Here is a 12,850-nt window from a genome sequence, read left to right on the forward strand (position 1 = left end):
CGACTAGTGAACGTATTCCGAGGCTCTGCCCACCTTCGTGCCGCACCCCCTTGTGCCCTGACCATCGGTAATTTTGATGGCGTGCATCGGGGTCATCACGCCTTGCTCCAGGCATTGACGGAAGGTGCGCGCGCAAGAGGTCTTGCCTCCTGCGTGATGACGTTTGAGCCGCACCCCAAAGAATTTTTTTCACCGGCCGAGGCACCGCCCCGCATCTTAAATTTGCGTGATAAGTTAACTGCCTTTGCGGACATTGGCATTGACCGCGTGGTGATCGAGCGCTTTAATGCCGCCTATGCCAAATTAACCCCCGAGCAATTTGTTGCTGAAATTCTGCTGCGGCGCCTCAATACCAAATGGATTTTGATTGGCGATGACTTCTGTTACGGCGCAAAACGTGCAGGGGACTTTGCTAGCTTAAAGCGTGCTGGTGAACAATTTGGTTTTGAGGTTTCGAATATCAATACTGTTTTAGAGAATCAAGAGCGGATCTCTAGCTCCGCACTGCGTAATGCACTAGCAGCTGGTGATATGGCCAAGGCAGCTCTTCTACTGGGCAGGCCTTACATGATTTCTGGGCACGTGATTTATGGTCGTCAACTCGGCAGAACACTCGGCTTTCCTACCTTGAACCTGGCTGTAGCAAATCACCTGAACGAACGAAAGCCTGCAATGACCGGTATTTTTACCGTCCTCATTCATGGCCTTGGAGATACTCCATTGCCAGGGGTTGCCAGCCTAGGAGTTAGGCCAACGGTAGAAGATGCGGGGCGTGTTTTACTTGAAGTGCATTTATTTGATTTCAACGCCGACCTGTATGGCCGCATTATTCGCGTTGAACTCTTAGAAAAAATTCGGGACGAGGCAAAATACCCTGATCTCGAAACACTGCAGTCCGCTATCCAAAACGATGCGCAATGTGCGCGTGATTATTTCCAGAAAAAAGTCCATGTCTGATAAATCCAATTCTTATCCCGTTAACCTTCTGGAAACTGCTTTTCCAATGCGGGGCGACTTACCCAAGCGCGAGCCGCAATGGGTAGCTCAGTGGCAAAAAAATAAACTCTACGAAGCCATTCGGGCAGCGCATGCCGGGCAACCCAAATTCATCTTGCACGATGGCCCCCCTTATGCCAATGGCGATATTCACATTGGTCATGCGGTCAATAAGATTCTCAAAGACATGATCGTTAAATCCCGTTGGCTGATGGGCTTTGATGCTGCCTACGTTCCTGGCTGGGACTGCCATGGCATGCCAATTGAAATCCAAATTGAAAAACAGTTTGGTAAAAATTTACCAACCGCAGAAGTACAGGCAAAAGCTCGCCAGTACGCCAGCGAGCAAATTGCGAAACAGAAAACCGACTTTGAGCGCTTGGGCGTTCTGGGCGACTGGAACAACCCCTACCTCACCATGAACTACCGCAATGAGGCGGATGAGATTCGTGCGCTCGGCTCCATTTGGAAAAAGGGTTACGTCTTCCGTGGTCTAAAACCGGTTAATTGGTGTTTTGATTGCGGCTCTGCGCTTGCTGAAGCCGAGGTCGAGTACCAAGATAAAACCGATCCTGCAGTCGATGTTGGTTTTGCTTTTGATGATGCGCAGCGAAGTAATTTAGCGAAGGCGTTTGGCATCCCGCACTTGCCAGAGAAAAAAGGCATGGTCGTAATCTGGACTACGACGCCATGGACGCTTCCCGCCAACCAAGCGCTCAATGTTCACCCCGAGCTGGAATACGCTTTGGTCGAGACCGATCAAGCCCTGCTTATTCTGGCAAAAGACCGTGTTGAAATTTGCCTGCAAGAGTATGGCCTCGAAGGCAAGGTCATCGCGACGTGCAAGGGTCAGCAATTAGCCGGCATCTCCTTTTGGCATCCACTCGCATCCCTAGATGAAGGCTACCGTCGCCTCTCCCCGATCTATCCAGCAGAGTACGTCACGCTCGATACGGGTACTGGTCTAGTGCACTGCTCGCCCGCCTATGGCGAGGAGGACTTTAAGTCGTGTAAAGCGAATGACTTAGTCGATAAGGATATTCTGAATCCAGTGATGGGCAATGGGGTCTATGCATCCTGGCTGCCCCTGTTTGCCAATGAATTTGTCTGGAAAGCCAACCCAAAAATTGTGGAAGCGCTGCGCAGTGCCGGTAGTCTTTTAAAAGACAAATCGTATAGCCACTCCTATATGCATTGCTGGCGCCATAAAACACCGATCATTTATCGTGCTACTTCACAGTGGTTCGCTAGCATGGATAAAAAGCCGGCCGATGGAAAAGCGAGTTTGCGTGAAGCAGCACTAGAAGGCATCAACAATACGGAGTTCTATCCTGCTTGGGGTAAGCAGCGCCTGCACAGCATGATTGCCAATCGCCCAGACTGGACCTTATCGCGCCAGCGTCAATGGGGCGTCCCGATGGCCTTCTTGGTGCATAAAGAAACGGGTGAGCCACATCCCCGCACAGCCGAACTCTTGGAAGAAGTTGCCAAGCGGGTTGAGCAAGGCGGTATTGAGGCTTGGCAAAAACTCGATGTGGCTGAGTTGCTCGGCGACGATGCATCCCAATATGAAAAGAACCGCGACACCTTAGACGTGTGGTTTGATTCAGGGACAACTCACTGGCATGTCATTCGTGGCTCACACCGTAATGAGCTCTATCGTCCCGAAGCTGAGAATGCTGATGGCCGTTTGGCTGATTTGTATTTAGAGGGCTCAGACCAACACCGCGGCTGGTTTCACTCCTCGTTACTCACTGGCGCCATGCTCGATGGCAAGCCGCCTTACAAGGCATTGTTGACCCACGGTTTCACGGTCGATGGTCAAGGTCGGAAAATGAGTAAATCCGTCGGCAACGTTATCGCACCCCAACAGGTAGCCGATAAGTTAGGCGCTGAAATCATTCGTCTCTGGGTTGCCTCTACTGACTACTCAGGCGAGATGACCATCTCCGATGAGATCCTGAAACGGGTAGTTGAAAGCTATCGCCGCATGCGCAATACCTTGCGTTTCTTACTGGCGAACTTGGCTGACTTTGATCCAACCCAGCACAGCATGCCGAGCACAGAGTGGCTGGAAATCGATCGCTATGCGGTTGCACTCGCGAAGCAGTTGCAGGAAGAGATTCAGGCGCACTACCAGGCTTATGAGTTCCAGCCCGCAGTGGCGCGCATGTTGACCTTCTGCTCAGAAGACCTCGGCGGCTTCTACTTGGATATTCTCAAAGATCGCCTGTATACCAGCGCGCCCAATTCAAAAGAGCGACGCGCGGCGCAAAACGCCTTATTCCACATCACCCGTAATCTCTTGAAATGGCTTGCTCCCTTCCTCTCCTTTACCGCAGAAGAAGCGTGGGCATCCTTCCCCCATGGATCTGAGAACAAAAGCAAGGGCTCTATCTTTATCGAAGAGTTCGGCACATTCCCCGATATCACCAAGGGCACTGAGTTGCTCGCCAAATGGAATCGCATTCGGGAGATTCGCTCTGAGGTGACCAAGGCGATTGAGATTGAGCGCGAAGCAGGTCATGTTGGCTCCTCACTGCAAGCAGAGCTGACCATCAAAGTCGATAACGTCGACTTTGCCATCCTGCACTCACTGGAAGACGATCTACGCTTTGTCACCATCACGTCCAGCGCCAATATTGAACTCAGCAGTGCGGGGCTAGAGGTTCTAGTGCGCGCAAGCCAATATAAAAAATGCGGTCGCTGCTGGCACCATACTGCAGACGTGGGCGCGGATCCTGCGCACCCTGAACTTTGCGGTCGCTGCATCAGCAATTTATTTGGCGCTGGTGAACAGCGTGCCTTTGCATAATCAAATCAGATCGCTGTGAGCGCCAAGGCCGACCCCCACAATCAGCGCCGTTTTTATGGCTGGCTCAGCTTGGCCTGTCTTGTCCTCGTTTTAGATCAAGCAAGCAAATTATGGGCGCAAACATCGCTGCAATATGCCGTGCCTGCGCCAGTCACCGGTTTTTTAAACTGGTTCTTGATTTACAACCCAGGCGCCGCGTTTTCTTTTTTGGCTAGTAGTGGTGGTTGGCAACGCTGGCTCTTTACCGTGCTGGGAACGGCCGCTGCTATTTTTATGATTTGGTATTTGCGCCGACACCAAAACGATACGCTGCTTTCCTTGGCAATTAGCTTTATTTTGGGCGGCGCAGTCGGCAACGTGATTGATCGCCTTGTCTATGGCGCTGTCGTGGACTTTATTGATCTGTACTATGGGCAATGGCATTGGCCCGCCTTCAATCTGGCCGATAGCGCCATTGTGCTTGGCGCAGCCCTAATAATCTGGGGTGAAATCCGTCCCAAAAGAGCATCAACCCCCACCTAATCTAGCCATTCTGCTCAAACCCGTTTAATCTTCGACTATGCAGTCACTTCTCAATAAAAAAATTGTTCTCGGCATCTCGGGTGGCATTGCCGCCTATAAGTCTGCCGAATTAGCTCGCCTACTGATGCAAGAGGGGGCAAGCGTTCAAGTCGTCATGACCGAGGCTGCAACCCAGTTCATCACACCCGTAACCATGCAAGCATTAACTGGTAATCCTGTGTTCACGAATCAATGGGATGCGCGCATCAATAATAATATGGCGCACATTGAGTTATCGCGCGCCGCAGATGCGATTTTGATTGCGCCTGCTAGCGCTGATTTGATGGCCAAGCTATCCCTTGGTCTCGCCGATGATCTCCTCACCACCCTTTGCCTCGCGCGCGATTGCCCTTTGCTCTTGGCGCCCGCGATGAACTTGCAGATGTGGCAACACCCCGCAACTGTGCGCAGTGCGGAGCGCTTGCGCAGTGATCACGCTGAATTACTCGGACCCGCCAGTGGCGCCCAAGCTTGCGGTGAAGTGGGTATGGGCAGAATGCTCGAGCCCGCTGAAATCACCGAGCAATTGATTGCCTTCTTTCAGAAAAAAGTACTGGCAGGAAAACGGGTATTAATTACTGCAGGCCCTACGTTTGAGGCAATTGATCCGGTACGTGGCATTACCAACCGCAGTTCCGGCAAGATGGGCTTTGCCATAGCCAGAGCCGCTCTGGAGGCTGGCGCAGAAGTGCACCTAATCGCGGGTCCATGTGAGTTAGATACCCCCCTTCTTGCTGCAGGAAAAATCCAGCGGACCGATGTGGTTTCGGCCAAAGACATGTATGAGGCAGTGATGGCCTCGCCCACTTGCGATCTATTTTTTGGTGTTGCCGCAGTAGCGGACTGGGCCATTGCCAACCCCTCCAAAGAAAAGATCAAACGTCAGGGCGGCGGCAAATCGACGCCGAATATTGAGTTCGCCCCCAACCCTGATATTTTGCTTACTATGGCGCAGTCTGCCAAAAAGGCTAAAGGTAAGCCATATCCCTACTGTGTTGGTTTTGCTGCCGAGTCAACCAAACTCGAAGAGCATGCAGATGACAAGCGCAAGCGCAAAGGCATCCCGCTGATTATTGGCAATATCGGCCCCGATACCTTTGGTAGCGACCAAAATCAACTGCTTCTGATTCATGAGCGTGGCAGTAAGAAATTAGCAAAAGCTCCAAAGCTGCAGCTCGCACGCCAACTCATTCAATTTGTTGCAACCCAACTCTAAAAACACCATGCAAACACTGCAAGTCAAAATTCTCGATGAACGCATGCGCGATCAAATGCCGAGCTACGGCACTCCGGGTAGTGCCGGCCTAGACCTGCGTGCCTGTATCGATGCCGCCATGGTGATTGCTCCAGGTCAAACGGTATTGGTACCGACTGGCTTGTCCATCTACGTAGAAGATCCACGCTACGCAGCCCTCATCCTGCCGCGCTCAGGCCTCGGTCATAAGCATGGCATTGTGCTGGGTAACCTTGTCGGCCTGATTGATTCCGATTACCAGGGGCAACTCATGGTGAGCACGTGGAATCGCAGCAGCACGCCCTTCACCCTTGAGCCCATGGAGCGCTTAGCGCAGCTCGTGATCGTGCCCATACAGCAAGTGGAACTCAAGATCGTCGATGAGTTCGCTGAAAGCAGTCGCGGGACGGGCGGGTTTGGAAGTACGGGGAGAGGATAAATCGAATCATGCGGGTTATGAGAACGATTGCACCTGTCTCGCCCGGCGAGATGTTAGAAGAAGAATTTTTAAAGCCACTGGGTCTTACCAAATATCGTCTGGCTAAAGATATCGGAGTGCCTCCGCAACGTATTGGTGACATTGTTGCAGGAAAACGCTCCATTACCGCCGATACCGATCTGCGCCTCTGTAAATACTTTGGACTGAGTGATGGCTGGTGGCTAAGAGGGCAGGCAAGCTACGACACCGCAGTTGCAAAGAGTAATTTAGCCGATGTTTTGAAACGGATTGAGCCCTGCCAGTTACTTGCTGCCTAAGGCAGAAAAGATACGGGCCAAAAAAATACCAACCGAAAGGTTGGTATTTTTCATTACAAGCTAGTTTACTGAGAAGTTAGATTTCCTCAGCAGGCGCCACATCGGTCTTGCTGGCCTTCGTTGGTGGGGTAGCCTGATGAATGTCCAGCAGCACTTTGCCGTCCGCATCAATCCCAACCGCAACCGTACCGCCTTGCGCCAGGCGACCAAAGAGCAATTCATCCGCAAGGGCTTTGCGGACGGTGTCCTGAATAATGCGTTGCATTGGCCTTGCGCCCATTAAAGGATCAAAACCGTGTTTCGCTAAATGTGCCCGTAACTCAGGACTGAAGGTAGCGTCGACTTTCTTCTCATGCAACTGCTCTTCAAGCTGCATTAAGAACTTGTCAACTACCCGCATGATGATGGTCTCATCGAGCGCCTTAAAGGACACAATCGCATCTAAGCGGTTACGGAACTCTGGCGTAAAGAACTTCTTGATATCGGCCATCTCATCGCCAGACTCACGTGCATTGGTAAAGCCAATAACCGACTTCTGCATGGCTTCAGCACCGGCGTTCGTGGTCATGATGATGATGACGTTGCGGAAATCCGTCTTACGGCCATTGTTGTCGGTGAGCGTGCCGTGATCCATCACCTGCAAGAGAATGTTAAAAATGTCCGGATGGGCTTTTTCAACCTCGTCGAGCAACAACACGCAATGGGGCTTCTTATTGACCGCCTCAGTTAACAAACCGCCCTGATCAAAACCAACATAGCCTGGAGGCGCGCCGATTAAACGGCTCACCGCATGGCGCTCCATGTACTCCGACATGTCAAAGCGCAATAACTCAATGCCGAGAATGTAAGCCAGTTGTTTTGCAACCTCCGTCTTACCAACACCGGTTGGGCCCGAGAACAAGAAGGAACCAATGGGACGATCAATCTTGCCAAGACCGGCACGCGTCATCTTAATCGCGCTTGCCAACGCTTCGATCGCTGGATCCTGACCAAAGACGACGCTCTTAATGTCGCGGTCCAAGGTTTGCAATTTACTGCGGTCATCAACCGTGACCGATTGCGGTGGTATACGTGCAATCTTAGCTACAATCTCCTCAATCTCAGGGCGGCCAATGGTTTTCTTCTGTTTTGATTTAGGCAAGATACGCTGGGCAGCGCCTGCTTCATCAATCACATCAATTGCTTTATCCGGCAAATGGCGATCATTGATGTAGCGTGAGGACAATTCAGCAGCAGCAACCAAGGCAGCAGAAGCGTATTTCACGCTGTGGTGCTCTTCAAAGCGGGACTTCAGGCCGCGCAAGATTTGCACCGTCTGATCAACCGTAGGCTCAACCACATCAACCTTTTGGAAGCGACGCGCCAGTGCAGCATCCTTTTCAAAAATACTGCGGTATTCGGTAAAGGTGGTGGCGCCAATGCACTTGAGCTGGCCGTTCGATAAAGCAGGCTTAAGTAAATTACTGGCATCCAAGGTGCCGCCCGAAGCAGCGCCAGCACCAATCAAAGTGTGAATCTCATCGATAAACAAAATACCGTTGGAATTATCTTTCAGGGCTTTGAGCACACCCTTCAAGCGCTGCTCAAAATCACCGCGGTATTTAGTGCCAGCAAGCAGTGCGCCCATGTCCAGCGAATAGACCGTGGCATTGGCCAAAATATCAGGCACTTCGCCCTTGGTTATGCGCCATGCTAAGCCTTCCGCAATCGCGGTTTTACCTACGCCGGCCTCACCTACTAAGAGTGGATTATTTTTACGACGACGGCAGAGCACTTGCACTACGCGCTCGACTTCACTGTCGCGCCCAATTAGGGGGTCAATCTTGCCTTGGCGGGCCATGGCATTGAGGTTTTGCGTGAACTGATCAAGCGGGCTTTCTTTGCCGCTGGCCGCTGACTCTTCAGTCTCTTGGCTTGGATCCGCCGCCTTTGCTGGCTCAACTTGATCCTTGCGAATGCCGTGGCTAATAAAGTTGACTACATCTAAGCGAGTAACGCCTTGCTGCTGCAAGAAATACACCGCGTGCGAATCCTTCTCACCAAAAATGGCGACCAGCACATTAGCGCCAGTTACTTCCTTCTTGCCGTTGGAAGTGGATTGCACGTGCATGATCGAGCGCTGAATCACCCGCTGAAATCCCAGCGTCGGTTGTGTATCCACTTCCTCGGTGCCAGGCACAACTGGGGTGTTGTCATTGATAAAGTTTTTAAGCTGAGCACGCAGCTCAGCAATGTTCACTGAACACGCTTTCAGGACCTCCACTGCAGTCGCGTTATCGAGGAGCGCAGCCAGAAGATGTTCGACGGTGATGAACTCGTGCCGCGCGGCCCGCGCATCAACAAACGCCATGTGCAAGCTCACTTCTAATTCTTGGGCAATCATGCTTCCTCCATAGTGCACTGTAGTGGGTGACCCGCTTCACGGGATAGCTCAACAACCTGGTGCACTTTGGTGGCAGCCACGTCACGGGTAAAGATTCCGCAAACGCCTTTGCCAGCCAAATGAACCTGGAGCATGATCCGGGTGGCCGTCTCATGATCCTTATTAAAGTATTCCTGAATCACCATCACCACGAACTCCATGGGGGTGTAATCATCATTAAGGAGCATCACTTTGAACATGGCAGGGGCTTTGAGCTTCTCTGCCTGCTTTTCGAGTAATGCGGTGTCGCCAATACCCGGAATTAATGGGTTGGTATTACCAGGAATTTTGATTGCGCGACTCATATGAACCATTCTAAACACAAGGCAGAAACCTTGACTCAAACCACGTTATGTTGCAAAAAAACGGCAAAAACTGGGGTTAAAGATCATATGGGGACGATTTTGGAGATAAAAAGGGGTTTCTCCTAGTACGAATAACACCATAACTCCTTGACACCCCTGCCAAAAGGGCAAACAATCAGGGTAGTGCTTCAAGTTGAGGTTCTATTAGGCGTGTTTTGGAGTGAGACTGATTAAAAGGTATTCCCCCCATTTTCACGGTTGTTTCAAGTTTATGTAATGGAGTTCGCATGGCGACCGGAGTTGTTAAGTGGTTTAATGATGCAAAAGGTTTCGGGTTTATTAAACCTGATGATGGTGAAGAAGAGCTGTTCGCGCATTTCAGCGCGATTACTATGGGCGGTTTTAAAACCCTCAAAGAAGGCCAAAAGGTAACGTTTGACATTACCCAAGGTCCTAAAGGCAAACAAGCGACCAATATTCAAGGCGCTTAATCACTGTCCTTGATCAAATTAAAAACCCAGGGTGATCTCTGGGTTTTTTTTCGTCCTGATTTTATGTTGTCTCACTTCTTTATTTAGAATGCAGTCATGCTGACCTTCATTCGCCATACGCTTTTCGCTGGATTGCTCGCACTAACAACAGGCCTGAGCCTGGCGCAAAGTATTAATACCAGTCTCCCCATTATTGAGCTAAAGACGAGCATCTATCGTATACAGGCTGAGGTAGCGAGTACCCCGCAAGCACGGCAAGTGGGACTCATGAATCGCACCTCCATGCCAACCGACTCGGGCATGCTGTTTATCTTCGATCAAAAAGCCACGCACTGCTTCTGGATGAGCAATACCAAGATCCCCTTGGCGATTGCCTTTATTGCCGATGATGGCAAGATCGTTAACATTGAAGAGATGCAGGCAGAGACCTTGAATAATCACTGCCCTAAAGCGCCGGTTCGCTACGCCTTAGAGATGAACCGGCAATGGTTTAGCCAGCGGGCAATTGGCCCTGGTAGCGTGATCCAGGGCTTACCGCGCCAATAAATTAGTCGAAGTGGCAAACGTAATGCACAGGTGATTCCGCACGAATCACAAAGTAACCCCCTGCGGCGACCTCCCAACTTTGGCCTGCGGCGAAGGTTTGCTCAGGCGCTCCGTTGATACTCACATAAGCCGTACCATCAACCACTTCCATGACTTCGCGGGTGCTCAAGTCAAAACGTAGGGTGCTCGGCAATACGACACCCACCGATTTGCGCGTGCCATCAGCCAACGTAACGGTATGCGATACGCACTTCCCATCAAAGTAGACATTGGCTTTTTTTCCTACGGAGGCGTGATCGAATTGCATGGTGATGTTCTTTATCTGAATTTAAATACGTATTTAGGGAAGGATTAACTTACTACTTGGAGGCGCGTTTGCGTTTTGCAATTTCAGCAATGCGCATGCGTAAGGCGTTGAGCTTAATGAATCCACCTGCATCGGCTTGGTTGTATGCGCCACCATCGTCATCAAATGTGGCAATGTTCTGATCAAACAAGGTGTTGGCAGAGTCCCTTGAAATCACCGAGACGGATCCTTTGTAGAGCTTCAAACGGACTACACCGTTGACGCTGGTTTGGGTATGGTCAATTAAAGTCTGCAGTGCCAAGCGCTCTGGCGACCACCAGTAGCCGTTATAAATCAGGCTAGCGTAGCGTGGCATTAAATCGTCTTTGAGGTGGGCCACTTCGCGATCGAGCGTAATGCTCTCGATACCGCGGTGGGCTTTAAGCAAAATCGTGCCGCCGGGGGTTTCATAGCAGCCACGGCTCTTCATGCCGACAAAGCGGTTTTCGACTAAATCGAGGCGGCCAATGCCGTGCTTGCCACCCAGGCGATTGAGCTCAGCCAAGAGCTCATGGGGCTTGTAGGCTTTGCCGTTAATAGCTACTGGGTCACCCGCACGGAATTCAATTTCAATGATCTCTGCTGCATCGGGTGCGTTCTCGGGGGAAACCGTCCAACGCCACATTGATTCTTCGGCCTCCGCATTGGGATTCTCGAGATGGCGGCCTTCAAAACTAATGTGCAATAAGTTGGCATCCATGGAGTAAGGAGCACCACCTTGCTTGTGCTTCATCTCGACTGGAATGCCATGTTTCTCAGCATAGGCGAGGAGTTTTTCGCGGGACAACAAATCCCATTCGCGCCACGGCGCAATGACTTTGATCCCTGGTTCAAGCGCGTAATAGCCCAGCTCAAACCGAACCTGGTCGTTGCCTTTGCCAGTAGCGCCATGCGAAACCGAGTCGGCCTTGACCTGGCGCGCAATCTCAATTTGCCGCTTGGCAATCAGAGGGCGAGCAATCGAGGTGCCGAGCAAATACTCGCCCTCGTATACCGTATTGGCGCGGAACATCGGAAACACGAAATCGCGAACAAACTCTTCACGCAAATCATCGATGAAAATGTTTTCTGGCTTGATGCCAAATTGCAGGGCTTTAGTGCGGGCTGGCTCCAACTCTTCGCCCTGGCCCAGATCAGCAGTAAAGGTCACGATTTCACACTGGTAGGTATCTTGTAACCACTTCAAGATCACACTGGTATCTAAACCACCCGAGTACGCTAAAACTGCTTTTTTAATTTCCGACATGATGTAGGTGTTCGCTTTACGTAAAAATTTGATTCAAGTGCTATTTTAAAAAAGGAATGCTAAGACAGCAATGCATTAATCCAAGCGGCCGCATAACAGGTATTCCATTAATGCTTTTTGGACATGCAGACGATTTTCAGCCTCTTCCCAAACAACGCTCTGCGGACCATCGATCACGGAAGCAGATACTTCCTCGCCTCGATGGACTGGCAGGCAATGCATAAAGAGTGCATTGGGCTTGGCCAAGGCCATCAAACTATCCGAGACCATCCAGTTTTTAAACGCCGCCATTCTGGAGCTATTTTCGTCCTCAAAGCCCATGCTAGTCCAGACATCCGTGCTCACGAGGTCAGCATCCTTGCATGCATCCTCGGGGCTATTGCAAACCGTGAGGTGATTGGCTGCTGCAGCGCTTAAGCGAGCAGGATCAAGGGTGTATCCAGTCGGAGCTGAAAAGCGGACCTGAAAGCCCAACACTTCAGCCGCCTGAATCCAGGTATAGGCCATATTGTTCGCATCACCAACCCAGGCAACTGTTTTACCTGCAATCGGGCCACGCGCCTCTACAAAAGTAAAAATATCAGCCAATACCTGGCATGGGTGAAACTCGTTGGTTAAACCATTGATGACCGGTACCCGGGAGTTGGCGGCAAAGCGCTCGATGATGTCTTGGCCAAAGGTACGAATCATGATGATGTCGGTCATTCTAGAAATGACTTGAGCGGCATCCTCAACCGGCTCGCCGCGACCCAATTGGGTATCGCGCGTATTGAGGTAAACCGCGTGACCGCCCAGTTGATGAATACCCGCCTCAAATGAAAGCCGTGTACGGGTCGACTGTTTTTCAAAAATCATCGCTAAGGTGCGATCATGGAGGGGATGCCAAGTTTCGTAGCTCTTGAATTTAGTCTTGAGCCAAGCAGAACGGGCGAAGAGATAATCGTATTCGCTGCGCGTCAGATCAGTAAATTGCAAATAATGCTTCAGTTGGCCCGGCACTTGGGGCTTTGCTAAAGAGGTATTCATGAGGCTCTCCGAGGAGTTTGTATTGATCTCATTTTCAAAACACGACGCCTTCATTAATGGGGCGATTAAATGCAAGCTGTACTGTTAAGCTATAGGGCAATCTGGT

13 protein-coding genes are annotated in these 12,850 nt (G+C 51.0%); 8 read left to right on the forward strand and 5 right to left on the reverse strand.

Features of this window, described 5'->3' with window-relative positions; genetic code table 11:
- Positions 1 to 6 precede the first annotated feature (6 nt).
- From AOC34_RS08375 to AOC34_RS08400, 6 genes are read left to right on the forward strand one after another with little or no spacing between them, the layout of a single operon-like run.
- Positions 7 to 957 (forward strand): bifunctional riboflavin kinase/FAD synthetase, encoded by a 951-nt coding sequence (locus AOC34_RS08375; RefSeq protein ID WP_108469633.1) that lies wholly within the window; start codon positions 7 to 9, stop codon positions 955 to 957.
- Positions 932 to 3,811, forward strand: coding sequence for an isoleucine--tRNA ligase (gene ileS, locus AOC34_RS08380; RefSeq protein WP_407675577.1), 2,880 nt, complete (start codon positions 932 to 934; stop codon positions 3,809 to 3,811). Before AOC34_RS08375 ends, ileS begins: the two co-directional genes overlap by 26 nt.
- A 15-nt stretch (positions 3,812 to 3,826) precedes the next feature.
- Entirely contained in the window at positions 3,827 to 4,333 is a 507-nt protein-coding gene (gene lspA / locus AOC34_RS08385; protein WP_199908287.1) for a signal peptidase II, read from the forward strand.
- 37 nt (positions 4,334 to 4,370) lie between these two features.
- The gene (gene coaBC, locus AOC34_RS08390; protein WP_108469636.1) at positions 4,371 to 5,588 is read left to right on the forward strand and encodes a bifunctional phosphopantothenoylcysteine decarboxylase/phosphopantothenate--cysteine ligase CoaBC; all 1,218 of its coding nucleotides are present in this window, start codon (positions 4,371 to 4,373) and stop codon (positions 5,586 to 5,588) included.
- 7 nt (positions 5,589 to 5,595) lie between these two features.
- Complete coding sequence (gene dut / locus AOC34_RS08395) at positions 5,596 to 6,045, forward strand: dUTP diphosphatase (protein WP_108469637.1); 450 nt, start codon at positions 5,596 to 5,598, stop codon at positions 6,043 to 6,045.
- Positions 6,046 to 6,062: 17 nt separating this feature from the next.
- Positions 6,063 to 6,362 (forward strand): HigA family addiction module antitoxin, encoded by a 300-nt coding sequence (locus tag AOC34_RS08400; protein ID WP_108469638.1) that lies wholly within the window; start codon positions 6,063 to 6,065, stop codon positions 6,360 to 6,362.
- A gap of 76 nt (positions 6,363 to 6,438) precedes the next feature.
- Here the strand turns inward: AOC34_RS08400 and clpA are convergent, their stop codons facing one another.
- Both clpA and clpS read right to left on the reverse strand, forming a co-directional pair.
- A complete protein-coding gene (gene clpA / locus AOC34_RS08405) occupies positions 6,439 to 8,745 on the reverse strand; it encodes an ATP-dependent Clp protease ATP-binding subunit ClpA (RefSeq protein ID WP_108469639.1) in 2,307 nt (768 codons plus the stop codon).
- Entirely contained in the window at positions 8,742 to 9,098 is a 357-nt protein-coding gene (gene clpS, locus AOC34_RS08410; protein ID WP_371131770.1) for an ATP-dependent Clp protease adapter ClpS, read from the reverse strand. Before clpS ends, clpA begins: the two co-directional genes overlap by 4 nt.
- 278 nt (positions 9,099 to 9,376) lie before the next feature.
- Here clpS and AOC34_RS08415 point away from each other — a divergent pair, with 278 nt between their 5' ends.
- Both AOC34_RS08415 and AOC34_RS08420 read left to right on the forward strand, forming a co-directional pair.
- Complete coding sequence (locus AOC34_RS08415) at positions 9,377 to 9,580, forward strand: cold-shock protein (RefSeq protein ID WP_108469641.1); 204 nt, start codon at positions 9,377 to 9,379, stop codon at positions 9,578 to 9,580.
- 96 nt (positions 9,581 to 9,676) lie between these two features.
- Positions 9,677 to 10,126: a DUF192 domain-containing protein gene (locus tag AOC34_RS08420; RefSeq protein WP_108469642.1), complete on the forward strand. Its 450-nt coding sequence runs from the start codon at positions 9,677 to 9,679 to the stop codon at positions 10,124 to 10,126.
- Between the two features lies 1 nt (position 10,127).
- Here the strand turns inward: AOC34_RS08420 and ppnP are convergent, their stop codons facing one another.
- From ppnP to argF, 3 genes are all read right to left on the reverse strand, one after another.
- Complete coding sequence (gene ppnP, locus AOC34_RS08425) at positions 10,128 to 10,433, reverse strand: pyrimidine/purine nucleoside phosphorylase (protein ID WP_108469643.1); 306 nt, start codon at positions 10,431 to 10,433, stop codon at positions 10,128 to 10,130.
- Positions 10,434 to 10,485: 52 nt separating this feature from the next.
- Positions 10,486 to 11,718, reverse strand: coding sequence for an argininosuccinate synthase (locus AOC34_RS08430; RefSeq protein WP_108469644.1), 1,233 nt, complete (start codon positions 11,716 to 11,718; stop codon positions 10,486 to 10,488).
- A gap of 75 nt (positions 11,719 to 11,793) precedes the next feature.
- Positions 11,794 to 12,744 carry an ornithine carbamoyltransferase gene (argF, locus tag AOC34_RS08435; RefSeq protein ID WP_108470132.1) on the reverse strand — a complete coding sequence of 317 codons (951 nt, stop codon included), beginning with the start codon at positions 12,742 to 12,744 and terminating at the stop codon, positions 11,794 to 11,796.
- Positions 12,745 to 12,850: the final 106 nt, after the last annotated feature.

This window comes from Polynucleobacter difficilis (assembly GCF_003065365.1).
Classification (GTDB): domain Bacteria; phylum Pseudomonadota; class Gammaproteobacteria; order Burkholderiales; family Burkholderiaceae; genus Polynucleobacter; species Polynucleobacter difficilis.